The sequence below is a fragment of the Pseudomonas sp. RAC1 genome (assembly GCF_030658255.1).
Lineage (GTDB): Bacteria > Pseudomonadota > Gammaproteobacteria > Pseudomonadales > Pseudomonadaceae > Aquipseudomonas > Aquipseudomonas boreofloridensis.
In genome coordinates this window covers 652,631-676,348 of sequence record NZ_JAUTXS020000038.1, presented here as the reverse complement: position 1 = coordinate 676,348, position 23,718 = coordinate 652,631, and the positions used below count along the sequence as shown (strand labels likewise).

Below are 23,718 nucleotides of genomic sequence, written 5' to 3'. Positions count from 1 at the left end.
GATCAGGCGCCCAGGGCCTGGCGCAGGCGCGCTTCGAGCTGGGCGGCATCGAGGTCCTGACCGATCAGCACCAGCCGGGTGATGCGCGGCTCGTCGGCGCGCCAGGCACGGTCGAAGTGCTTGTCGAAGCGCGTGCCGACGCCCTGGATCAGCAGGCGCATCGGTTTGCCGGGAATCGCGGCGAAGCCCTTGGCACGCAAGATGCCGAACTCGCCCACCAACTGCGCCAGCGCGTCGAGCAGGAGGCGCTCGTCGGCTTCGGGCAGGTCGATGGAGATGGAGTCGAAGGCGTCGTGATCGTGGTCGTCCTCTTCACCGTCATGGTGCGAATCGTGATGGGTGCGGCGCGCATCGATGTGCGCTTCGGCCTGCGCGTCCAGGCCCAGCAGCACGTCCAGCGGCAGACGACCGCTGCTGGCCTCGATCACCTTGACCGCCGGTGGCAGTTCTTCGGCCACCTCGGCGCGGACCTTGGCCAGGCCCTCGGCGTCGATCAGGTCGGCTTTGTTCAGCACCACCAGGTCGGCGCTGGCCAACTGGTCGGCGAACAGTTCGTGCAAGGGCGACTCGTGATCCAGGTTAGGGTCGAGTTTGCGCTGGGCATCGACTTGCTCGGGGTAGGCGGCGAAGGTGCCGGCAGCCACGGCCGGGCTGTCGACCACGGTAATCACTGCATCGACGGTGCAGGCGTTGCGGATTTCCGGCCACTGGAAGGCTTGCACCAAGGGTTTGGGCAGCGCCAGGCCGCTGGTCTCGATGAGGATGTGATCCAGGTCGCCACGGCGCGCCACCAACTCGCGCATCACCGGGAAGAACTCTTCCTGCACCGTGCAGCACAGGCAGCCGTTGGCCAGCTCGTAGACGCGGCCGTTGGCTTCTTCCTCGCTACAGCCGATGCTGCACTGCTTGAGGATCTCGCCGTCGATGCCCAGCTCGCCGAATTCGTTGACGATGACCGCGATGCGCCGGCCTTGGGCGTTGTCGAGCATGTGCCGGAGCAAGGTCGTCTTGCCCGAGCCGAGGAAGCCGGTGACGATGGTGACCGGAAGTTTGGCCAGTGTTTTCATGTGGCAATGCCCTTGGCAGCAATGGTGCGGGCATGCGGGACGAGCGCCTCGGCCGAGCGGCCGGGCACGTTCGCCACCGGATCACCCCGCCCGGTTGAAGGTCGAAAACGTCACGAGGCAGGTCTCCTGGCTTGCACTGCACGGCCGCGGGCCGTTAGTTCGACGCCTTCCCGCACGTGCAGTGGCTGTGTCGAACCTGTTCAGTGCTTACAGTTGCGGGGGCAGCCGCGGCTTGGACCGCGTTCCCGTCTTAGCTCCGGTCGGGCCGGAGAACCTCGAACCGGCAAGGCTACGCAGTGGGGCGCAGGTGGTCAACCGTCTCGCGCCGACAGGCGGCCACTACCACCCTTCCCCGGCCAGAAGCTGCTTGAGCGCATCGGCCAGGGCCTTGACCATACCGTCGGCGCTGGGCCGATGGACGATGACGATCTCGTAGCTGTCCACCTCCGGCAGCCCCTGCGCTGTCCCCAGTACGCGGTGTTCGGCGGTGACTGCGCGCGGGGGCAGGAGGCTCACACCCATGCCGTTGGCGACCGCCGCCTGGATGCCGGACAGGCTGGAGCTGGTGAAGCTGATGCGCCAGCGGCGGCCCATGCCCTCGATGGCCTGGATCATGTCTTCGCGGTACAGGCCGCGCGGCGGGAACGTCACCAGTGGCACCGGGTCCAGCTCGAAGGTGGGCAGCTGCAGGCTGTCGATCCATTGCAGCGGCTCCGGCCAGCAAGCCAAGCCCTCGCGGCTGTTGCGCCTTTGTTTGAGCAGCACCAGGTCCAGTTCGCCGTTGTCGTAGGCCTGGCTCAAGTCGCGGCACAGACCACTGGTGACCTCCAGCTTGACCTGCGGATACTGGCGGCTGAAGGCTGACAGTGCATGGGTGGTACGGCCGCCGACGAAGTCTTCGGGTACACCCAGGCGCACGGTCACGCCGACCGAGGCCCCGGCCAGGGCCTCGAGCATCTGGTCATTGAGCGCAAGCATGTGCCGGGCGTAGCCGAGCAGGGTCTGGCCGGCGTCGGTGGGCAGCACGTCGCGGTGACCGCGCACCAGCAGGCGATGGCCGACCATCTCTTCCAGGCGGCGGACCTTCTGGCTGATGGTCGACTGGGTCGAGTGCAGGCGAGCAGCGGCGGTGGTGAAACTGCCGCAATCGGCCACCACGACGATGGCGCGGAGCAAGTCGAGGTCGAACAGCGCTCTATTCGGTTTGACGCTGGTGTGCATCGCAGTATTCGATTCGCGAATGGAAGAACGGCGTTCTAACACAGCCCCGCCGCCCCGGCAATCGCGCAGGTATTCGCAAAGCCACTGCGCGTCATCCAGATAATTCGTTTCAGTCCGCTGCGTCTGATCTCCTAGGATGAACCTTCGTACCCAGGAGACCGCCTCATGCGTATGCCCCTCATCGCCTGCCTGCTGGCTGCGCTCACCTGCCCTATGGCCCACGCCGAGACCTCGCCCATGGACACCCGCCTGCTGTACGCCGCCCAGCGCGGCGATGCCCCCGCCATCGGCCGCCTGCTCAAAGAGTCGGTGGATCTTGAGCGTCGCGATGCGCAAGGTCGCACACCGTTGATGCTGGCAACCCATGGCAACCATGTCGAGGCGGCCCGGGTATTGATCGAGGCCGGGGCGGACGTCAACGCCAAGGACGCCATCCACGACAGCCCCTACCTGTATGCCGGCGCGCGGGGCCTGAATCAGATCCTGCGCCTGACCCTGGACCACGGCGCCGACCTGGCCAGCACCAACCGCTATGGCGGCACGGCGCTGATCCCGGCTGCCGAGCGCGGCCATGTGGACACGGTGCAGATGCTGATCGACGCCGGGGTCGAGGTGAACCACCTCAACCGCCTGCATTGGACCGCCCTGCTGGAGGCGGTGATTCTCGGGGATGGCGGCCCTCGGCACGTCGAGATCGTGAAACGGCTGCTGGCCGCCGGCGCCGACCCGACGATCGCCGACAAGGACGGCGTGACCGCGCTGGCCCATGCCAAGGCGCGCGGCTATGCGCAGATGGTGGCGCTGCTCGGACCCTGACGCCGCCCCCTACACGGCCTCGTACGGCAGGCCCACGTAGTTCTCGGCGATGTTCACCAGGCCGGCTGGCGAGTTCAGGAAGTACTCGCGGTCGGCCTCCTGCATCTTTTGGTCCCAGGCATCTTTGTGCTCGCCGAAATCGTGCAGCAACTGCGTCATGAACCAGCTGAAGCGCTCGCCTTTCCACACTCGCCGCAACGCCAGCTCGGAGTAGCGCTGCAACAGATCGGTGCGGCCTTCGCGGTAGACCTTGAGCAGGATGCGGTACAGGTAATTGACGTCGGAGGCGGCCAGGTTGAGCCCCTTGGCCCCGGTCGGCGGTACGATGTGCGCCGCATCGCCGACCAGGAACAGGTGGCCGTACTGCATCGGCTCCACCACCAGGCTGCGCAGCGGGGCGATGCTCTTCTCCAGCGCAGGTCCGGTGACCAGGCGCTCGGCGACCTCTTCGGGCAGTCGCGCCTTGAGCTCGTCCCAGAAGCGATCGTCCGACCAGTCCTCGACCCGCTCCTGCAACGGTACCTGCAAGTAGTAGCGGCTGCGGGTGGCAGAACGTTGACTGCACAGCACGAAGCCACGGTCGTGGTGGGCGTAGATCAGCTCATGGTTGACCGGCGGAGTATCGGACAGCAGCCCCAGCCAGCCGAATGGATAGACCCGCTCGTACTGCTTGAGCACGCCCTCGGGAATGCTCTGGCGCGAGACGCCATGGAAGCCGTCGCAGCCGGCGATATAGTCGCAGTCCACACGTTGCACCTGGCCTTCGTGCTCGAACGTGACGTAGGGCTGCTCATCCTTCAGGCCATGGGGCTGGACGTTACTGACGCCGTAGAAGATCGGCGCCCCGCTCTGCTCGCGCGCCTGCATGAGGTCGCGGGTCACTTCGGTCTGGCCGTAGACCATCACGGTCTTGCCGCCGGTCAGGGCCTTGAGGTCCAGTCGCTGGCGACGACCACCGAACAGCAGTTCAACGCCTTCGTGCACCAGTCCTTCGCGGTCCATGCGCGCCGAGACGCCCGCCTCGCGCAGCAGATCGACCGTGCCTTGTTCGAGCACGCCGGCACGGATGCGCCCGAGCACGTAGTCCGGCGTCTGCCGTTCGAGGATCAGCGTGTCGATACCGGCCTGGTGCAGCAGTTGGCCGAGCAGCAGGCCAGAAGGACCGGCACCAATGATTGCAACCTGGGTTTTCATTGTTGTTGTCTCGCCTTGTCGGTGCCGGACTGGCAATAGCCGGCACGGATGATTAGGGTATGCCCCTGTATTTTTACTGGCGAAATCTGCTGAAAAGCTGTGTTATCCAATATAAAAACTGCACTTTCGAAAATCTTGTGCGATCAGCGAACAGGCTCCCACGATGAAATCCTCACTTCCCGGCGTGCCGCTGTTCCAGCTCTACGGCGAAAACCACACCTGGCCTGGCACCGACCTGCTGCACTGCGAATCGATTCCGGCCCGTAGCCGCCTGCACCACTGGGAAATCAAGCCGCACCGACATGCCGAGCTGTTCCAGTTGCTCTACGTACAACGTGGCCGGGCGGTGGTGGAAATCGAGGGAGGCCGCCGCGAAATCGAAGAGGCGGCGATTCAGGTGGTACCGCCACTGACCGTGCATGGCTTTCACTTCAGCGCCGATATCCAGGGGCATGTACTGACCTTCGGCCCCGCGCTGGTGGCCGAACTCGAGCAGCGCCTGGGCGCGCCGCTGGCAGTGCTGACCTCGCCCGGATGCTACGCCTTGGGCCGCGACCGGGCGCGTCTGCGTGGCCTGATCGAAACGCTGCAACAGGAATACGACGGCAGCGCCCCAGGGCGTGCGGCCATGCTCGACGCACTGGTGAGCGCCTTGATGGTGTGGATCAGCCGACGCCAGCAACTGGGCCTGGCCCCGCGCAATCGCGATGAACGCGACCGCCATCTGCTCGGGCAGTACCTGCGTTTGGTCGAGGCGCACTATCGCGAGCACCTGCCGATCGAGACCTACGCCGCCCGCCTGGGCATTACCAGCCTGCAACTGAACCAACTGTGCCGCGCCCTCAGCGCCCAGAGCGCGTTGCAGGTGATCCATCAGCGGCTGTTGCTCGAAGCCCGGCGCAGCCTGGTGTACACGCGCATGAGCATTGGCCAGTTGTCCGACCGCCTGGGCTTCAGCGATCCCACCTACTTCGCGCGCTTCTTCAAGCGCCTGAGCGGGCAGACACCCAATGCCTATCGACGGACCGCCAGCGAGGATGCGCCTTGACGTAAACGTCAAGCTGCCAGTAGTTTAGCCGCACCGTGCACGCCCGGAGTCGCCACCGCTGCACCGCCATAGGAGCATCACCATGTCATTACCCGCACAGGTCCGCCTGGTCGAAGTCGGCCCGCGCGACGGCCTGCAGAACGAATCCCGCCCGATCAGCGTCGCCGACAAGGTGCGCCTGGTGGACGATCTCAGCGATGCCGGGCTGCGCTACATCGAAGTGGGCAGTTTCGTCTCGCCCAAGTGGGTGCCGCAGATGGCCGGCTCGGCCGAGGTGTTCGCCGGCATCCGCCAGCAGCCTGGCGTCACCTACGCGGCCCTGGCGCCGAACCTGCGCGGCTTCGAGGACGCCGTGGCGGCGGGTGTGCGCGAGGTGGCCGTGTTCGCCGCGGCCTCCGAAGCCTTTTCCCAACGCAACATCAATTGCTCGATCAGCGAGAGCCTGCAGCGCTTCGAGCCGATCATGGACGCCGCGCGCCAGCAGCATGTGCGGGTACGCGGCTATGTCTCCTGCGTGCTGGGCTGCCCGTATGAGGGCCGGGTGGACCCTGCGCAGGTGGCAGCAGTGGCGCGAGCGCTGCACGACATGGGCTGCTACGAAGTGTCGCTGGGCGACACCCTCGGCACCGGCACTGCGGGCGACACTCGGCGCCTGTTCGAGGTGGTGTCGGCGCAGGTGCCGCGCGAGCAGTTGGCCGGTCACTTCCACGACACCTACGGACAGGCACTGGCCAATGTCTATGCCAGCCTGCTCGAAGGCATCAGCGTGTTCGACAGTTCGGTAGCGGGGCTGGGAGGCTGTCCATACGCCAAGGGCGCGACCGGCAATATCGCCACCGAAGACGTGCTGTATCTGCTGCAAGGGCTGGGTATCGAGACCGGCGTCGATCTGGACGCGCTGATCATGGCCGGTCAGCGGATCAGTCAGGTGCTGGGCCGTGACAACGGCTCACGGGTGGCGCGGGCGCGACTGGCCAAGTAGGGCTGCTTGGCAAACTAACCCACGCGACCATTCAGGCCGTCCAGGGCGACAGCGCCGGAATGCCGCTGGCCAGCAGCGCCTGGGCGGTGGGGTTGAGCGATGCCCGTTGCAAGGCTTTGCGCGCCACCCAGGTGCAGGCCGCGATCTCGCTGCGCGCGGTGGGCTTGTCGCCGGGATACAGGTGGGTGGTGAACAGGTAATGGCACACCCCGGCGATTTCCAGACTGCACAGCTGCAGCAGTTCCTTGCCGCTCAAGCCGGTTTCCTCGTAAAGCTCCCGAGCTGCCGCCACGCGCGGCGACTCGCCGCGCTCGACGGTACCCCCGGGAAAATTCCAGCGTCCGCCTTTCTTGCGCACGAGCAGCACCTGCCCCTCGTGGAAACAAATGACGGTAGCTCTGTATTTTTCAGGAAGATTGGCGTGGGGCATCGGACCTGCTCATGACCGGAAATCACTGTGTGACAGTTTTGTTACATAGTTTGACCGGCAAGTCTGACGCCAAGTTCACCCCTGAAGACACACAGCGCCGATGATCGGCGCGCCAGCACCGGGGAGAACGCTGTGCCGCCCTCCCCGTATCCGCCTCAGTTCGTCGCCCGCGCCCGCGCCGCGTGCAATTTGCGATAGCTGTCGATCAGGCGCTGGTGACGCTCCAGGCCCTCGAGTTTGAGGCTGGTCGGGGTCAGGCCGTAAAAGCGCACGCTGCCGTCCACCGAGCCGAGCGCGGCATCCATGCGCGCGTCGCCGAACATGCGGCGGAAATTGGCCTCGTAGTCGGCCATCTCCAAGTCCTCGTCCAGCGCCACTTCCAGCACCACGTTCAGCGCCTGGTAGAACAGCCCGCGTTCGACAGTGTTGTCGTTGAACTGCAGGAACATCTCCACCAGTTCCTTGGCCTCCTCGAAGCGCTCCAAGGCCAGTTGGATCAGCAGCTTGAGTTCGAGGAGGGTCAATTGGCCCCACACCGTGTTGTCGTCGAACTCGACGCCGATCAGCGTGGTGATGGTGGTGTACTCATCCACCTCCAACTGGTCCAGACGCTTGAACAGCAGTTTCAAGGCGCGGTTGTCGAGGCTGTGCAGGTTGAGGATGTCGGCACGCACGCCCAGGGCACGGTTGGTGTTGTCCCAGATGAGGTCTTCCACCGGATAGATTTCCGAGTAACCCGGCACCAGGATGCGGCAGGCGGTGGCACCGAGGTCGTCGTACACCGCCATGTAGACCTCTTTGCCCATGCCTTGGAGCAACGAGAACAGGGTGCGCGCCTGCACCTCGGTGCTGTCGTCGCCGGCCCACTCCCACTCGACGAACTCGAAGTCGGCCTTGGCGCTGAAGAAGCGCCAGGACACCACACCGCTGGAGTCGATGAAGTGTTCGACGAAGTTGTTCGGCTCCATCAGCGCGTGGCTCTCGAAGGTGGGCTGCGGCAGGTCGTTCAAGCCCTCGAAGCTGCGCCCCTGGAGCAACTCGGTGAGGCTGCGCTCCAGCGCCACTTCGAAGCTCGGATGGGCACCGAAGGACGCGAACACCCCACCGGTACGCGGGTTCATCAAGGTCACGCACATGACCGGGAATTCGCCGCCCAGCGACGCGTCCTTGACCAGCACCGGGAAGCCCTGGTCCTCCAGGGCCTGGATACCGGCCAGGATACTCGGGTACTTGGCCAGCACCTGCGCCGGCACGTCCGGCAGGCACAACTCGCCTTCGAGGATCTCGCGCTTGACCGCCCGCTCGAAGATCTCCGACAAGCACTGCACCTGCGCTTCGGCCAGGGTGTTACCCGCGCTCATGCCGTTGCTCAGGTACAGGTTCTCGATGAGGTTGGAGGGGAAGTACACCGTCTGCCCATCGGACTGGCGCACGAACGGCAACGAGCAGATACCACGCGCCTTGTTGCCCGAGTTGGTGTCGTACAGATGTGAGCCGCGCAGTTCGCCGTCCGGGTTGTAGATCGCCAGGCAGTACGCGTCGAGAATTTCCGCCGGCAGCGCATCCTTCGGCCCAGGCTTGAACCACTGCTCGTTGGGGTAATGCACGAACGCTGCGTTGGCGATCTCCTCGCCCCAGAACTGATCGTTGTAGAAGAAGTTGCAGTTCAGCCGCTCGATGAACTCACCCAAGGCCGAGGCCAGCGCGGCTTCCTTGGTGGCGCCCTTGCCGTTGGTGAAGCACATCGGCGACTGGGCGTCGCGCAGGTGCAGCGACCAGACGTTGGGCACGATGTTGCGCCACGAAGCGATTTCGATCTTCATGCCCAGGTCGGCCAGCAACCCGGACAAGTTCTCGATGGTGCGCTCCAGCGGCAAATCCTTGCCCGCGATGGTGGTGCTGGAATCGGCCACCGGCATCAGCAGGGCCTGGGCGTCGGCATCGAGGTTGTCGACCTGCTCGATGATGAACTCGGGACCGGTCTGCACCACCTTCTTCACCGTGCAGCGGTCGATCGAGCGCAGGATGCCCAGGCGGTCCTTCTCGGAAATGTCTTCGGGCAGCTCGACCTGGATCTTGAAGATCTGGTTGTAGCGATTCTCCGGGTCGACGATGTTGTTCTGCGACAGGCGAATGTTTTCCGTGGGGATGTCGCGGGTCTGGCAGTACAGCTTGACGAAGTACGCCGCGCACAGCGCCGAGGAGGCCAGGAAATAGTCGAACGGCCCAGGCGCCGAGCCGTCGCCTTTGTAGCGGATCGGCTGATCGGCGATCACCGTGAAGTCGTCGAACTTGGCTTCGAGTCGGAGGTTGTCGAGAAAATTGACCTTGATTTCCATACGGGGGCACCAGCGCGTAAAACGAAATGGGCGCCATTATCCGGGTTTTCCGGGGTGAAGTCTTGCCGATGGGACCGAGCCGCGCAGCCGCTGCCTCAGGGCGACTTCGCGGCGTCTTGCTGGGCCTTCCGACGCGCCAGGTTCTCCGTGACCAGGCGCTCGGGCAGGTCGCTGGCGACGATGTCCTTCATCTTCGCCTCCAGCTTTGCGCGCAGTGCCGGCAGGTTGCAGGGCGAGTCGCGGGACATCGCCAGGTACAGCCCTTCGCTGGAGATCGGCGGTTCCAGACCCTGCACCTTGGCCTCGATGTCCATCACACGGGTCAGGGCCATGCCAGGAAAGCGCTCGAAGATCACGTAGTCGCTGCGTTTGTGCAGCAACTTGTCGAACGCCTGGCGGGCGCCCGGCACGGCTTCGAGGTTGAGGTTGGTGCGCGCGTACTCGTCGAAACGCTCGCCATGGCTGTTGTTGACCAGCACGCCACCCTTGAGCCCGCGCAAGTCGTCCCAGCCTTGGTAGGTCATCGCCTGCTCGCTGCGCACCCAGACCACGCTCGGGGTGTGCAGGAACGGCGGCTGGATGAAGTCCACCTCGTTCTCCCGCGCCCGGGTGAGAAAATAGCCGGCCAGCAGATCGACCCGCCCCAGGCGCACTTCCTCCTGGGCGCGGCCCCAAGGCCCGGCGTAGGTGATCTGCACCTCAAGGCCCAGCTCGCTGGCCAGATGCTGGAGCAGGTCGGCATTGGCGCCGATCAGCCGCTGAGGGTCTTGCGGGTCGCGCCACAGATACGGCGGATATTCCGGGTTGCCGGTGGCGGTCAAGCGTGAGCAGTCGTCGGCAGCGCACGACAGACCCGGCAGCGCGAACGTGAAAAACAGCAGCAACGCCCTGCGTAAATGGCACTCGACCATGGGAAGTCCCTCTTCTGGGCTGAACAGCGACGCAACAGTGATCGTTAGGGTGTAGGTGCTGCCAGAAGGCAGTTGGTTCAGCAAATTCCAACGAGGACGCGACACCCGCGCCAGGACGGCGAATTCCGCCCTGTGGCGCGCGGGCGATGATGCCAGGCGCGGCGTGGAGAAAGTGTGATCGTGGTCACGGCCAGGCGCGTTGAGGCGGTGGCGACCGCGATCGATTACGCGAGTGTCGCAATCACCTGCGCCGCGGTGGTCACCTGACGGAAATGGTGGGTCCACAGCGCAATGCCCAATTTGCCGGAGCGATCCAGCGAGGACCCTATCGTCAGGTCGGTGAGCAAGGTCGGCGCGAGCCCGGCATCGAACAGCGCGAAACCGGCGGCGAGCACGCAGGTCTCGGTGTGCAGCCCGCACACCAGTACCCGCTCGACCTGCAGACGCTTGAGGTAGTCGATGGCCTCTGCACTCTGCCCGTAGCCATGCTTGATGAACACCTCGTCGGCCTCGACCAGACTTTCGTCCTCGGCCGCCGGGTGCCAACCGAGCTGGCGGTCGAACGGGGTGACCTGCTCGTCGTGCAGCTCGACCGAAGCGATGGCCGGCAACCGTGCAGCCAGTGCACGGATGCCGTCGACCAGCCACTCCGGTGGACTGAAGGTGGACTGCACATCGACGATCAGCAAGGCCTGCCGCATACAGGGGTCTGCGCGAGTAGACAAAGGGCGCGCAGTATACCGTCTGCGTTTCAGCCGTGCTCGGGCAGCGCGTGCATGTGCGTGGTGCGCCATAGCGGATCGTGCTCGACATCGACGATCACGAAACCCTGGCGCTGCCAGAACTCGATGGCGCCGGGCAGGAATGGATGGGTATGCAGATAGAGGCACTGCACGTGTGCCTGCCTGGCCTGGTCGCGCAATGCCTGGTACAGCGCTCGGGCCATGCCCTGCTGGCGATAGTCGGGGAGCACGAACAAGCGCACCACTTCCACGGTGCGCAGGTGCCGGTAGTCGAGCTGCGCAAAGCGGTGGTCGTAGGGCAAATAACCGATCGCGCCGATCAGCCGGCCCTGGTCACGCGCGACCAGGAAGCGACCGGCACCGTTCAGGTACGTCTCGGTGAAGCGCGCCAAATCGTCCGGCAACGGCGCCTGGGCGAGCATGGGAAACAGCTCGCGGCGTGCCCGGTCGACGAAGGCGACCACTTCGTCGACGGTATCGGCAGTGACGCTCTGAATGGACCAATCGGACATGGGCACCTGCTCAGGGTGGTATCGACATCCCGTACTGTAGCTGCCGCGAGCGCGCCGCGCTTGATACAGGGCAACTGCATGGACCTGCCACGGCTCGCGCTTGTCCTAGGCTTTGTCTGGACCCAGATAATGAGCTGAAATAGCCTCCGCACGTCGACAAGGAACGCCCATGCCCAAGACTTCACCGCCCGTCGCACAGGGCTTCGTCCGCGTCCGTGGCGCGCGCGAACACAACCTCAAGAACATCGACGTCGATGTACCCCGTGACGCCCTGGTGGTGTTCAGCGGCGTGTCCGGCTCGGGCAAGTCGTCGCTGGCGTTCTCTACCCTGTATGCCGAGGCGCAGCGCCGCTATTTCGAGTCGGTGGCGCCCTACGCGAGGCGCCTGATCGACCAGGTCGGCGTGCCCGACGTCGATTCGATCGAAGGCCTGCCCCCGGCGGTCGCCTTGCAGCAGCAGCGCGGCACGCCGAGCGCACGGTCGTCGGTGGGCAGTGTCACCACCCTGTCGAGTTCGATCCGCATGCTCTACTCGCGCGCCGGCAGTTACCCACCAGGGCAGCCGATGCTGTACGCCGAGGATTTTTCGCCCAACACGCCGCAAGGCGCCTGCCCGCAATGCCATGGCATCGGCCGAGTGTTCGAAGTGACCGAGGCCACCTTGGTGCCCGATCCGTCGCTGACCATCCGCGAACGCGCCGTGGCCGCCTGGCCCATGGCTTGGCAGGGCCAGAACCTGCGCGACATTCTCGTCACCCTGGGCTATGACGTCGATGTGCCCTGGCGCGACCTGCCCCAGGAACAGCGCGACTGGATCCTGTTCACCGATGAAACGCCCACCGTGCCGGTCTACGCGGGCCTCACCCCGGCACAGACCCGCGCAGCGCTAAAGAAGCAGCTCGAGCCGAGCTACCAAGGCACCTTCAGCGGTGCCCGCCGCTACGTACTGCACACCTTCATGCACTCGCAGAGCGCACAGATGCGCAAGCGCGTGGCCCAGTACATGCGCCCCAGCCCGTGCCCAGCGTGCGCCGGCAGGCGCCTCAAGCACGAAGCCTTGAGCGTGACCTTCGCCGGGCTGGACATCGCCGAGCTGTCGCGCCTGCCCCTGCAGGACTTGGCCCAGGTGTTGCGCGACGTCGCCGCGCCCAGCTACCTGCAATGCCGCGACGAGGGAGGCGAGACGCTCAGTCACGCGCAGACCCGCAGTGCCCGCGAGCAGCGTGCCGCACGCGGCGAGCCCCCGCATGCCGGCGGCCAGGACGTGCGCCACACGCCCAATCTCTCTCTGGAAAAACGCTTGGCCGCGCAACGCATCGCCAGTGAACTGCTGGCGCGCATCGACACCCTGCTCGACCTCGGCCTGGGCTACCTGGCGCTGGAGCGCAGCACCCCGACGCTGTCCTCGGGCGAGCTGCAGCGCCTGCGCCTGGCCACCCAGCTCAACTCGCAGCTGTTCGGCGTGATCTACGTGCTCGACGAACCCTCCGCCGGCCTGCATCCCGCCGACAGCGAGGCGCTGTTCGATGCGCTGCAACGCTTGAAACAGGAGGGCAACTCGGTGTTCGTGGTCGAACACGACCTGGACACCCTGCGCCGCGCCGACTGGCTGGTGGATGTCGGCCCGGCCGCGGGCGAGCACGGTGGACGCATCCTCTACAGCGGCCCGCCGGCAGGGTTGGCCGAGGTGGCCGACTCGCGCACCGGCGCCTACCTGTTCGCCGACCCGGCGCCCAGCCAGCGCGCGCCTCGGCCTGCACGGCAATGGCTGTGCCTGGAAGGCATCAGCCGCAACAACCTCCACCAGCTCGACGCGCGCTTCCCGCTCGGCTGTTTCAGCGCCGTCACCGGCATCTCCGGTTCCGGCAAGTCGAGCCTGGTCAGCCAAGCCCTGCTGGAGCTGGTAGGCGCCCATCTGGGTCAGCAGGCGGGGGCCGATGAACCCCAGGAGCAGAGCCTGGAAGACGAACCCGAACAGCCCAGCAGCGGGCACATCAGCGCCGGTCTCGAGCAGCTCAAGCGCCTGGTGCGGGTGGACCAGAAACCTATCGGCCGCACCCCGCGCTCGAACCTGGCCACCTACACCGGCCTGTTCGATCACGTGCGCAAGCTGTTCGCCGCCACCGAGCAGGCTCGGGCCGCCGGGTTCGATGCCGGACGTTTCTCCTTCAACGTCGCCAAGGGCCGCTGCGAGACCTGCGAGGGCGAAGGCTTCGTCAGCGTCGAGCTGCTGTTCATGCCCAGCGTCTACGCGCCCTGCCCCACGTGCCATGGCGCGCGCTACAACCCGCCCACCCTGGCCGTAACCTGGCAAGGCCTGAACATCGCCCAGGTGCTGCAGCTCACCGTCGATCAGGCGCTGGACGTGTTCGCCGAACACCCCGCGCCACGCCGCAGCCTTCAAGTGCTGGCCGACATCGGCCTGGGCTACCTGCGTCTGGGCCAGCCGGCCACCGAGCTCTCCGGCGGCGAGGCGCAGCGCATCAAGCTGGCCACCGAACTGCAGCGCAGTGCCCGTGGGGCGACGCTGTACGTGCTGGACGAGCCCACCAACGGCCTGCACCCGCAGGATGTCGACCGTCTGCTGGTGCAGTTGAACCGCCTGGTCGATCAGGGCCATACCGTCGTGGTGGTGGAGCATGACATGCGCGTGGTGGCGCAAAGCGACTGGGTGATCGACATCGGCCCGGGCGCCGGCACGGCAGGCGGGCAGATCGTGGCCTGCGGCACCCCTCGCGAGGTGGCGTCCTGCGCCGACAGCCGCACCGCGCCCTTCCTGGCGCGAGTACTGGTCGATGGGGAGGCGCGGCGATGAGCAGCCCGCTGCCGCCGCTCAACGCCCTGCGCGTCTTCGAAGTGGTCGCCCGCCACCTCAACTTCCGCCTGGCGGCCGACGAGCTGGAGGTCACCCAAGCGGCCGTCGCCCAGCAGATCCGTGGGCTGGAAGCCCATCTCGGAGCGCGTCTGTTCGAGCGCCTGCCACGCGGGCTGCGCCTCACCGAGGGCGGGCTGGCCTACAGCCACAGCATCCGCAGCGCCCTGGCGTTGATCGGCGAAGCGACCGCCGCGCTGCGCCCGGACGACCGTCACCTGACCGTCAGCGTCACGCCCACCTTCGCCTCGCGCTGGCTCATCCCGCGCCTGGGTTCGTTCACCCAGGCCCACCTCGACATCGACCTGCGCGTATTGGCCAGCGAACGTCTGTCACGTTTCCAGGCCGATGGCGTGGACCTGGCGGTGCGCTACGGTCGACCGCCCTTCGGCCCCGGGCTGAACGCCGAGCTGCTGACCGAGCAGCGGATGGTGGCCGTGGCCAGCCCCGCCCTGCTCGCCCAGCAGGGTACGCCGCGCAGTGCCGAACAGTTGCAGCCGTTTGTGCTGCTGCACGATGCGCATAACCTGTGGCCGACCTACATCGCGCAGTTGTTCGGCCAGCCGACGCAGCCCATGCCGCGCAACCTGCGCTTCAACCAGACCGCTTTGGCCATCGAAGCCGCCCTGGCCGGACAAGGCCTGGCACTGTCCAGCGAACTGTTCGTCAAAGACGACCTGCACGCCGGGCGGCTGGTGCAGGTATTCGAGCAGGCGCTACCCATGGACAAGCATTTGTATCTGGTCTGGCCGCGCAAGGACGGCGCGCCGACAGCGCTGGGCGCCGTGCGCCACTGGTTGCAGCATCAGATCGGGGACACCTGAGAGAATAGTTTTTCTACTGGGTCAGCCGCTGAGCGCTGCCTGTCTGGCGACTTACAGGCCTTGCTAACCTGGCGTTCGTCGATTCGATCAACGCACCCACGGAGGCTGCATGTCAGTAGAAAAAGTAGCGATCATCACCGCAGGCGGCAGTGGCATGGGCGCCGCAGCGGCACGCCGTCTAGCCAGCGACGGCTTCAAGGTGGCGATCCTGTCGTCCTCGGGCAAAGGCGAGGCCCTGGCCCACGCGCTCGGCGGTATCGGAATCACCGGCAGCAACCAGAGCAACGACGACCTGCAGCGCCTGGTCGATGCCGTATTGCAGCGCTGGGGGCGCATCGATGTGCTGGTCAACAGCGCCGGCCACGGCCCGCGCGCGCCGATCCTGGCGATCAGTGACGACGACTGGCACCAGGGGCTGGACACCTACCTGCTCAACGTCATCCGCCCTACCCGCCTGGTGACGCCGACCCTGCAGGCGCAAGGCGGCGGCGTGATCATCAACATCTCCAGCGCCTGGGCCTTCGAGCCCAGCGACCTGTTTCCCACCTCGGCGGTGTTCCGCGCAGGGCTGGCAGCCTTCACCAAGGTCTTCGCCGACACCTACGCTGCGCACAACCTGCGCATGAACAACGTGCTGCCAGGCTGGATCGACAGCCTGCCCGGCACCGACCAGCGGCGCGACAGCGTGCCGCTCAAGCGCTATGGCACAGCCGAGGAAATCGCCGCCACCATCGCCTTCCTGGCCAGCGACGGCGCCGCCTACATCACCGGGCAGAACCTGCGCGTCGATGGCGGGCTGACCCGCAGCGTGTGAAGCCGCCAGGGCAATCGATGGCAAATCCAGTTAAACCCTCGAGGCAAGCACCCTTCTAAACAGACTGTGCCTTCACGGCATGGTCTGTTTTTTCTTTACCTCGGAGGGAGACCCGATGGACGAACGATTGCTGCAGTTGCTGACCACCACCACGGTATTCGGCATCTCCATCCTCAACCTGCTGCTGGCGCTGGCCGTCACGGTGGCCACCTTCCTGTTCACCCGCTGGGCGCTGAGTTTCCTCAAGCGCCGCGCCCATCAATGGTCCAGCCACGAAAGCCAGTTCGCGCGGCTGGTCACCGAAGTGCTCGAAGGCACCAGCAACGCACTGCTGATGCTCGCTTCGCTGCTGGTCGGCCTGGGCGTACTGGACTTGCCCGAACGTTGGCTGGACCGGGTCGGCAGCCTGTGGTTCGTGGTCGCGGCGCTGCAGATCGGCCTGTGGGCCAACCGCGCCATCGCCATCGGCCTGGGCCGCTATTTCGCCCGCCACGACACCACTGGCGCCTACCGTGGCAGCGCCCTGGCCACTCTGTCGGGCTGGGGCGCGCGGGTGTTGTTGTGGTCGGTGGTGCTGTTGGCGATGCTGTCGAACCTGGGCGTGAACATCACCGCCTTCGTCGCCAGCCTCGGCGTGGGCGGTATCGCCGTGGCCTTGGCGGTGCAGAACGTGCTGGGCGATCTGTTCGCCTCGCTGTCGATCGCCGTGGACAAACCCTTCGAAGTCGGCGACTTCATCGTCATCGGCTCGCTGGCCGGCACGGTGGAGAACATCGGCCTGAAGACCACGCGCATTCGCAGCCTGGGCGGCGAGCAGATCGTCATGGCCAACGCCGGCATGATCAGCAGCACCATTCAGAACTACAAGCGCTTGCAGGAGCGGCGCATCGTCTTCGAGTTCGGGCTGTCCTACGACACGCCCACCGAAGCGGTGAAGAAGGCCCCGGCCATCGTCGAGGAGTCGATCAAGGCGCAGAGCCAGGTGCGCTTCGACCGCGCCCACCTGCGCGGCTTCGGCAAGGAAGCGCTGGAGTTCGAAGCGGTCTACATCGTGCTGGACCCTGGCTACAACCTGTACATGGACATCCAGCAGGCGATCAACTTCCAGTTGCTCGAGCGCTTCTCCAAGGTGGGCGCCAAGTTCGCCGTAGGGGCGCGCTCGATCAAGGTCACCGGATTGCCGGAGGCGTCCAACCAGCTGACGGCGGTCAGGGGGCGAGACTCACAAGGTCACTGATCCGGGGAAGTCACCGGCGCCGACTGCTGCGCAGGCATGCAAGATCGAGCGGTGGCGCGCTCGATGGCCAGCGCCAGCGTTCGCTGCATGTCCAGCCGCAGCCGCGTGCGGGGTGCCTGCCCAGCGCTGGCATCCGCCGCGTGCGCGAGGGGTAGCGCGCCCTCGCGCAGCAGCGCCTTGATGTGCAGCGGGGTCAAACCAGGGTCGATCGACAGCAGTGCGGCGACGGTCCCAGTGACCAAGGCCGCCGCATAAGAGGTGCCACAGCCACCGCCACGTCCAGAGCGCGCTGCAGTGGCCAGCGAAGCCCCAGGACAGGCCGCGGCGGCGATGTCCACGCGAGGCCCCCGGTTGGAGCTTTCACGCCACTGCACCGCGCGAACGTCCGTCAGCGAACCTGACCAGGCACTGCGTTGGTGCGCGCCGACCACCAGCAACTGCGGTGAGCGCAGGGCCGCCGGCAGGTGGTCGGCAATATCCCCGGCACTGTTGCCAGCCGAGTTGACGACGACGACACCAGGATGCTCGCGCTCCAGCCAAACGAAAAAGCGCTCCAGGACCCGACGATAGCCTGCGAATGCCTGCTCGGACCGAACGTTCACCGCCACCGGCTCGCCCTCGCGGTCCAGCGTCCCCAGGCGATGGATACCCCAGCTCCAGTTCAGCACCTGCGCGCCGTCCTGCACCATGTTCACCGAGGCCGCTATGCGCGCGATCACGCCTGAGGGAGAGCCCCTGTCGATGATCAGATCGAAGCGGCCGCCGGCCCGGCTCAGGCGGCTGAGAAAGGCGCGGTTGCCGCCCGGATAGAGGCTTGAGGCCAGGATGCCGGTGACCACGGAGCCATGCCGACTCGACGCAGGACTCTGGTAGGCATAGACACACAGGTTGGCACCAGCACAGGGCTTGGCATAGGGCCTGAAGTCGAGCGAGTCGAAGTCCACGCCGCGCTCGACGATGCCCACACGTACACGCTCCCGGTCGGCAGCGGCACGCGTGGCCAGCGTGCGTTGGTACAGGTCGACGGCGGCGCTGAAATGGTTGGCTTCCCAACCGGCCTGGTCCGCAGGCTCGACCCCATCGTCGGGGTCTTCGGGCAGCGCCCGGTTGTCATCCTCGATCACGATGGCGGCGACCTGTGGATCGGCCTGTAGCTGCTCGATCCAAGCCTGACGCGTGACTATACCGTCAGCGGGCAGGCGCACTTGGTACACGCCAAGCGCGGTGATGGCCCCGACGATCTGCAGACCGTGACGGCTGGCGATCCGTAAAGCCGCTTCAGGCGTACTGGCTTCATCTTTCAGAACCAGACTCAGCAGATCGACAGCGGTCACCACCCCAGGGGCAACGTCTTCCAACCTGTCCTGATTCAACGGCAGTACGCGTGCGCCCTTAGGGTTCCAGCGCACCATGTTGCTCACTCGATCGCCATCGCTCAACCAGACCGGGACGCCGGCCTGCACCTGCTGCGGCAGGCTCACATGCAGCAGCGTAGGCTGCATGACCACGGCTGTGTCGGCCAGTGGCGCACCGTCGAGCACTACCGCGGGCTTGGCGCTGGACAAGCCCTGCACGCCCATGCACCAGCGCTGCACCGGCTCGGTGTGCCAGCCCGTGCAGGGCATCAGGCTGGTGATACGCAGTGTCTCTGCCGCCAATACGGGGATGGATGCGGTCCACAGCAGCCCAGTGAACAGCAGCGCTGAGCCTACCTTCATGTTCAGGACGTCCGAGTCGTTGAAAGGCACCGGCCTGGCGTGAAGGCCAGGCCTTGGTGCTCGACACTAATCGGATCGTCCGTTAACGCCTACTGACAGAATTGTCAGGTCGCTGGCGGCTTGTGCTCGAATACCCGCCGGTGCGTCAGGGCATGACCGGTGGCGTATAGGCCAGGGTCGTACCCAGCGCCCAGAGCAGGAACAGCACCAGCGGCACGTGCACCAGCAGTTGCACGAAGGAAAAGCCGATCAGGTCACGCGCCTTGAGCCCCAGCACGCCCAACAGCGGCAGCATGTAGAACGGGTTGATCAGGTTCGGCAGCGCCTCGGCGGCGTTGTAGATCTGCACCGCCCAACCCAGGTGGTACTGCAGGTCGTTGGCGACCAGCATCACGTAGGGTGCTTCGATGATCCACTTGCCGCCCCCGGAGGGGATGAAGAAGCCCAGCACCGCCGAGTACACACCCATCAGCAAGGCATAGGTGTCGTGGGTGGCGATCTGGGTGAAGAACACCGAGATGTGATGCGCCAGGGTCTGGGCGTCGGCGCCCTGGACCTGGGTGAGGATGGCGGCGATCGAACCGTAGAGCGGGAACTGGATCAGCACCCCGGTGGTGGTCGGCACGGCGCGGGCCACGGCATCGAGGAAACTGCGCGGACGCCAGTGCAGCAAGGCCCCGAGCATGATGAACAGCAGGTTGTAGGTGTTGAGCCCGGAAATGGCGGTGATCGCAGGCTTGGTGGCGAACTCCTGGTACAGCCAGCCGGCCGCCAGGGCCACCAGCAGCAGGATCAGGATCGGGCTGTGCTCCAGCCACTCACCCGGACGCGTGCGCTGGGCCGGCGGCGGCGCGGTGAAGCTGGGGTCGACGCCACAGTCCTGGGCGCTGCGGGCGCTGCTGGGGCCCGGTGCGGTCGCGTAGGCGATCACCAGTGAGACGATCACCAGCGCCGCCAGCATGACGCCGGACTGCCAGAGGAAGATGGTCTCGGTGAACGGAATCACCCCGGTGATGGACAGGATCGACGGTGGCAGGCTGGCCGGGTTGGCCTGCAACTGCGCCGCCGACGACGACAGCCCCAGCGCCCACACCGCGCCCAAGCCCAGGTACGCGGCAGCGCCTGCAGCGCGATAATCCATCTTCAAGTCCTGGCGACGTGCCAAGGCGCGCACCAGCAGACCGCCGAACACCAGCGACAGGCCCCAGTTGAGCAAGGAAGCGAGCATCGAAATCAACGCCACCCAGCACACCGCCGACCGGCCGTTCTTCGGCAGCCGGGCCAAGCGGTCGATGAGCCGAGCGGCCGGTGGAGAACTGGCGACCACGTAGCCGCCGATCACCACGAAGGCCATCTGCATGGTGAAGGGGATCAGGCTCCAGAAGCCGTCGCCGAAGGCCTTGGCGGTGGCCGTGGGTTTGGCCCCCATGGCCAGTGCGCCCAGGCAGACGAGCATCACCGCCAGGGCAGCGAACACCCAGGAGTCGGGGAACCAGCGTTCGGCCCAGTTGGAGCAACGCAGGGCGAATCGAGCAGAGCGGCTGTCTTGAATTTCAGCGGCCACGGGGTGTTTTCCTTTTTTGGTTTTATTGGTGGAGGTCGTTCTGAAAACGACACAGCCCCCTGCGGCCACGAATCACGCTGCGGCCGCAGGGGGCGAAGCACAGTTTTAGAAGGTCATTTCTTTCACATCGTCCGGCACGATCAGTTTTCCAGCGGTCTTGTCGACGATCTCCTGGACACTCACCCCCGGCGCGGTTTCGCGCAGGATGAAGGCGCCGTTGTCGATCTCCAGATAAGCCAGGTCGGTGAGTACCTTGCGGATACAGCCGGCGCCGGTCAGCGGCAGGCTGCAGCGTGGCAGCAACTTGGATTCGCCGTCCTTGGACGCGTGGGTCATGGTGACGATGATGTTCTCGGCCCCGGCCACCAGGTCCATGGCACCGCCCATGCCCTTGACCAACTTGCCGGGAATCATCCAGGAGGCGATGTTGCCCTCCACGTCCACCTCGAAGGCACCCAGCACCGTGAGGTCGACATGGCCGCCCCGGATCATGGCGAAGGACTGCGCCGAATCGAAGATCGAGGCGCCGACGCGGGCGGTGACGGTCTGCTTGCCGGCGTTGATCATGTCGGCGTCGACCGTGCTCTCGCTGGGAAACTCGCCCATGCCCAGCAGGCCATTCTCCGATTGCAGCATCACGTCCATGTCGGCCGGTACGTAGTTGGCCACCAAAGTCGGAATGCCGATGCCCAGGTTGACGTAGTAGCCATCCTTCAGTTCACGGGCGACACGTTGAGCCATCTGTTCGCGGGTCAATGCCATGGTCTGGATCTCTTTGTTGTTCTGTGGGCGGCCCTCAGGCCTTGACAGTGCGCTTTTCGATGCGTTTTTCGAAGGTGCCGACGATGACCCGGTCGACGAAGATGCCCGGGGTGTGGATTTCGCTGGGCAGCAGCACGCCGGGCTCGACGATTTCCTCGACCTCGACCACGGTGATGCGCCCGGCCGTGGCGGCCAGCGGGTTGAAGTTCTGCGCGGTGTGGCGGTACACCACGTTGCCGTAGTGGTCGGCCTTCCAGCCCTTGACGATGGCGAAGTCGCCGGTGATGGCGCGCTCCAGGATGTAGTGGCGGCCCTCGAACTCGCGCACCTCCTTGCCTTCGGCCACCGGCGTGCCGTAGCCCGTGGCGGTGAAGAACGCCGGAATGCCTGCGCCGCCGGCGCGCATCTTCTCGGCCAGGGTGCCCTGGGGCGTCAGTTCCACCTCCAGTTCGCCGCTGAGCAACTGACGCTCGAACTCGGCGTTTTCGCCCACGTAGGAGGCGATCATCTTGCGGATCTGTCGATCCTCGAGCAGCACGCCCAGACCGAAGCCATCGACGCCGCAGTTATTGGAGACCACGGTAAGGCCCTTGACCCCACGCCGCTTGATCTCGGCGATCAGGTTCTCGGGAATGCCGCACAGGCCGAAGCCCCCGGCCAGCACCGTCATGTCGTCGGTGAGGCCCTCGAGGGCTTGTTCATAGGTTGCTACGCGCTTGTCCAGTCCGGCCATGCTGATCCGCCTTTATCGTTATTGGAGCGAGTGCAGCCATCTTCACCGCTGGCGACTGATTTGTTAATTTTGTTTTCGTCATCGATTGATAAATTTTGCAAAACAACAGGCGATTGCCATGAATGTCAAACAACTGCGCGCTTTCGTCACCGTGGCCAAGTACCAGAGCTTCGCCCAGGCCGGCGAGCACCTGCACATCTCCCAGCCGGCCCTGAGCCTGACCATCAAGGCGCTGGAGGACAACCTCGGCGGCGCCCTGCTCACCCGCACCACGCGCAGCGTCAGCCTGACCGCCGAGGGCGAGGTGCTGCTGCCGCTGGCGCGGCGCCTGCTCGGCGACTGGGACGACACCGAAGAGTTGCTGCGCCAGCGCTTCACCTTGCAACTGGGGCGGGTGTCGGTGGCGGCGATGCCGGCCTTTGCCGGCAACCTGCTGCCGCAGTCGCTGAAGGTGTTTCGCCAGCGCTACCCGAAGGTGAATGTCACGGTGCATGACGTGATCAACGAACAGGTACTTGAACTGGTGCGCCACCGCCGCGTCGAACTGGGCATTGGCTTCGAGCCGGAGCGCAGCGAGGCGTTGCAGTTCCATGCCCTGTACCTGGACCGTTTCGTCGCGGTGGTGCCCGCCGACTCAGCGCTGGCCGAGCAGAGCGAAGTGAGCTGGGAGGCGCTGTTGGCCGAGGACTTCATCGCCCTGCAGCGCCCCTCGGCGGTGCGTCTGCTGCTCGAACAGCATCTGGCGGCCGAGCATGGACGACTGACCGTGGCCTTCGAGAGTCATCAACTGTCGACGGTCGGGCGCATGGTTGCCGCGGGCCTGGGCGTGAGCGCGGTCCCGGCGCTGTGCATCACCCAGATGCAGGAGCTGGGTGCACGCTGCGTGGCCCTGGTGGAACCGACCGTGGAGCGGCGCATCGGCGTCATCGCCTTGAGCGACCACAAGCTGTCGACCGCAGCGCAGGCGCTGCTCGATGTGCTGCTCAGCCATACCCATCCCCCGGAGGTGACATGCGTAACGTGAAACTGGCAGGACACGACGTGCCGGCCATTGGCCAAGGCACCTGGTACATGGGCGAGTCCGCCGCGTCGCGGGCCGCCGAAGTGGCGGCCCTGCAACAGGGCATCGACCTGGGCATGACACTGATCGACACCGCCGAAATGTACGCCGATGGCGGTGCCGAACAGGTGGTCGGCGCCGCCATCGCCGGGCGCCGCGACCAGGTGTTCCTGGTCAGCAAGGTGTATCCGCACAATGCCAGCCGTCGTGGTATTCCGCAGGCCTGCGAACGCAGCCTGCGCCGACTGGGCACCGACTGCATCGACCTGTACCTGCTGCACTGGCGCGGCCAGTATCCGCTTGCGGAAACCGTCGAAGCCTTCGAGCGCCTGATCGACGAAGGCAAGATCCGCCGCTGGGGCGTCTCCAACTTCGATGTCGACGACCTTCAGGCACTGGACGACGAGCGCTGCGCGGTGAACCAGGTGCTGTACAACCCGGCCGAGCGCGGCATCGAGTTCGACCTGTTGCCCTGGAGCCAAGCGCGGCATCTGCCGACCATGGCCTACTGCCCGCTGGCCCAGGGCGGGCGCTTGCTGCGTCATCCGCTGCTGCAGACGATCGCCGAGCGCCACGGCGCCACCCCGGCCCAGGTCAGCCTGGCTTGGGTGATCCGTCAGGATGGTGTGATCGCCATTCCCAAGGCGGTGAGCCCCGAGCATGTGCGGCTCAATGCCGAGGCCGGGCAGTTGCGGCTGAGCGATGCCGACCTGCGCGAGATCGACCAGGCCTTCGCCCCGCCCAGAGGCAAGCAGCGCCTGGCCATGCAGTGAACCCGCGCGCGCGATGATCGGGCGAGCGCAGCCGCACTGCTTTGGGCCGCGCCTCTGCCCGCAGCCCTGGTCTTGGTCCTTCGTGAGGCTGAGGGCCA

Annotated in this window: 21 protein-coding genes and 1 riboswitch; of the genes, 9 read left to right on the top strand and 12 right to left on the bottom strand. The window is 65.8% G+C overall.

Annotated elements, in window-relative coordinates; all coding sequences use genetic code 11:
* Positions 1-2: 2 nt before the first annotated feature.
* Complete coding sequence (gene cobW / locus Q7C30_RS20365; protein ID WP_116888457.1) at positions 3-1,067, bottom strand: cobalamin biosynthesis protein CobW; 1,065 nt, start codon at positions 1,065-1,067, stop codon at positions 3-5.
* Between the two features lie 98 nt (positions 1,068-1,165).
* Positions 1,166-1,360, bottom strand: a riboswitch (cobalamin riboswitch).
* Between the two features lie 46 nt (positions 1,361-1,406).
* Positions 1,407-2,288: a LysR substrate-binding domain-containing protein gene (locus Q7C30_RS20360; RefSeq protein WP_317872547.1), complete on the bottom strand. Its 882-nt coding sequence runs from the start codon at positions 2,286-2,288 to the stop codon at positions 1,407-1,409.
* 213 nt (positions 2,289-2,501) lie between these two features.
* On the opposite strand from Q7C30_RS20360, the gene Q7C30_RS20355 reads away from it, so the two are divergent.
* The gene (locus Q7C30_RS20355) at positions 2,502-3,104 is read left to right on the top strand and encodes an ankyrin repeat domain-containing protein (protein ID WP_317872573.1); all 603 of its coding nucleotides are present in this window, start codon (positions 2,502-2,504) and stop codon (positions 3,102-3,104) included.
* Between the two features lie 9 nt (positions 3,105-3,113).
* Here Q7C30_RS20355 and pobA read toward each other — a convergent pair whose 3' ends face one another.
* The gene (gene pobA, locus Q7C30_RS20350) at positions 3,114-4,298 is read right to left on the bottom strand and encodes a 4-hydroxybenzoate 3-monooxygenase (protein WP_295481714.1); all 1,185 of its coding nucleotides are present in this window, start codon (positions 4,296-4,298) and stop codon (positions 3,114-3,116) included.
* A gap of 163 nt (positions 4,299-4,461) precedes the next feature.
* Here pobA and Q7C30_RS20345 point away from each other — a divergent pair, with 163 nt between their 5' ends.
* The gene (locus Q7C30_RS20345; RefSeq protein WP_317872546.1) at positions 4,462-5,346 is read left to right on the top strand and encodes a helix-turn-helix domain-containing protein; all 885 of its coding nucleotides are present in this window, start codon (positions 4,462-4,464) and stop codon (positions 5,344-5,346) included.
* Positions 5,347-5,428: 82 nt separating this feature from the next.
* Positions 5,429-6,328: a hydroxymethylglutaryl-CoA lyase gene (locus Q7C30_RS20340; protein ID WP_317872545.1), complete on the top strand. Its 900-nt coding sequence runs from the start codon at positions 5,429-5,431 to the stop codon at positions 6,326-6,328.
* Between the two features lie 31 nt (positions 6,329-6,359).
* Here the strand turns inward: Q7C30_RS20340 and Q7C30_RS20335 are convergent, their stop codons facing one another.
* The 5 genes from Q7C30_RS20335 to Q7C30_RS20315 all read right to left on the bottom strand — a co-directional run bounded on the left by Q7C30_RS20335 (position 6,360) and on the right by Q7C30_RS20315 (position 11,263).
* Positions 6,360-6,758: an NUDIX domain-containing protein gene (locus tag Q7C30_RS20335; RefSeq protein ID WP_317872544.1), complete on the bottom strand. Its 399-nt coding sequence runs from the start codon at positions 6,756-6,758 to the stop codon at positions 6,360-6,362.
* A 155-nt stretch (positions 6,759-6,913) separates the two neighbouring features.
* The gene (locus Q7C30_RS20330; RefSeq protein ID WP_317872543.1) at positions 6,914-9,097 is read right to left on the bottom strand and encodes an OsmC domain/YcaO domain-containing protein; all 2,184 of its coding nucleotides are present in this window, start codon (positions 9,095-9,097) and stop codon (positions 6,914-6,916) included.
* Between the two features lie 95 nt (positions 9,098-9,192).
* Positions 9,193-10,008 carry a transporter substrate-binding domain-containing protein gene (locus Q7C30_RS20325; protein ID WP_317872542.1) on the bottom strand — a complete coding sequence of 272 codons (816 nt, stop codon included), beginning with the start codon at positions 10,006-10,008 and terminating at the stop codon, positions 9,193-9,195.
* Between the two features lie 224 nt (positions 10,009-10,232).
* Positions 10,233-10,709, bottom strand: coding sequence for an isochorismatase family protein (locus Q7C30_RS20320; RefSeq protein WP_317872541.1), 477 nt, complete (start codon positions 10,707-10,709; stop codon positions 10,233-10,235).
* 50 nt (positions 10,710-10,759) lie between these two features.
* Entirely contained in the window at positions 10,760-11,263 is a 504-nt protein-coding gene (locus tag Q7C30_RS20315) for a GNAT family N-acetyltransferase (protein WP_295481727.1), read from the bottom strand.
* Between the two features lie 169 nt (positions 11,264-11,432).
* Between Q7C30_RS20315 and Q7C30_RS20310 the strand changes: the two genes are divergently transcribed.
* From Q7C30_RS20310 to Q7C30_RS20295, 4 genes are all read left to right on the top strand, one after another.
* Positions 11,433-14,078, top strand: a complete 2,646-nt coding sequence (locus Q7C30_RS20310) for an excinuclease ABC subunit UvrA (RefSeq protein WP_317872540.1) — start codon at positions 11,433-11,435, stop codon at positions 14,076-14,078.
* Positions 14,075-14,959, top strand: a complete 885-nt coding sequence (locus tag Q7C30_RS20305) for a LysR substrate-binding domain-containing protein (RefSeq protein ID WP_317872539.1) — start codon at positions 14,075-14,077, stop codon at positions 14,957-14,959. The genes Q7C30_RS20310 and Q7C30_RS20305 overlap by 4 nt, the downstream gene beginning before the upstream one ends.
* Before the next feature lie 109 nt (positions 14,960-15,068).
* The gene (locus Q7C30_RS20300) at positions 15,069-15,773 is read left to right on the top strand and encodes an SDR family oxidoreductase (protein ID WP_295481733.1); all 705 of its coding nucleotides are present in this window, start codon (positions 15,069-15,071) and stop codon (positions 15,771-15,773) included.
* Positions 15,774-15,888: 115 nt separating this feature from the next.
* Positions 15,889-17,010: a mechanosensitive ion channel family protein gene (locus Q7C30_RS20295; RefSeq protein WP_317872538.1), complete on the top strand. Its 1,122-nt coding sequence runs from the start codon at positions 15,889-15,891 to the stop codon at positions 17,008-17,010.
* On the opposite strand, the gene Q7C30_RS20290 is transcribed toward Q7C30_RS20295, so the two are convergent.
* The 4 genes from Q7C30_RS20290 to Q7C30_RS20275 all read right to left on the bottom strand — a co-directional run bounded on the left by Q7C30_RS20290 (position 17,004) and on the right by Q7C30_RS20275 (position 21,787).
* Positions 17,004-18,728: a S8/S53 family peptidase gene (locus Q7C30_RS20290; protein ID WP_317872537.1), complete on the bottom strand. Its 1,725-nt coding sequence runs from the start codon at positions 18,726-18,728 to the stop codon at positions 17,004-17,006. The genes Q7C30_RS20295 and Q7C30_RS20290 overlap by 7 nt on opposite strands.
* A gap of 145 nt (positions 18,729-18,873) precedes the next feature.
* Entirely contained in the window at positions 18,874-20,292 is a 1,419-nt protein-coding gene (locus tag Q7C30_RS20285; protein WP_029613317.1) for a TIGR00366 family protein, read from the bottom strand.
* Positions 20,293-20,397: 105 nt separating this feature from the next.
* Positions 20,398-21,054 (bottom strand): CoA transferase subunit B, encoded by a 657-nt coding sequence (locus tag Q7C30_RS20280; protein ID WP_295481738.1) that lies wholly within the window; start codon positions 21,052-21,054, stop codon positions 20,398-20,400.
* Between the two features lie 34 nt (positions 21,055-21,088).
* Entirely contained in the window at positions 21,089-21,787 is a 699-nt protein-coding gene (locus Q7C30_RS20275) for a CoA transferase subunit A (protein ID WP_029613319.1), read from the bottom strand.
* Between the two features lie 118 nt (positions 21,788-21,905).
* On the opposite strand from Q7C30_RS20275, the gene Q7C30_RS20270 reads away from it, so the two are divergent.
* Together Q7C30_RS20270 and Q7C30_RS20265 are read left to right on the top strand one after the other, a co-directional pair.
* Positions 21,906-22,811 (top strand): LysR family transcriptional regulator, encoded by a 906-nt coding sequence (locus Q7C30_RS20270; RefSeq protein WP_116888469.1) that lies wholly within the window; start codon positions 21,906-21,908, stop codon positions 22,809-22,811.
* A complete protein-coding gene (locus Q7C30_RS20265; protein WP_317872536.1) occupies positions 22,799-23,620 on the top strand; it encodes an aldo/keto reductase in 822 nt (273 codons plus the stop codon). Before Q7C30_RS20270 ends, Q7C30_RS20265 begins: the two co-directional genes overlap by 13 nt.
* The last annotated feature ends 98 nt before the right edge of the window (positions 23,621-23,718 follow it).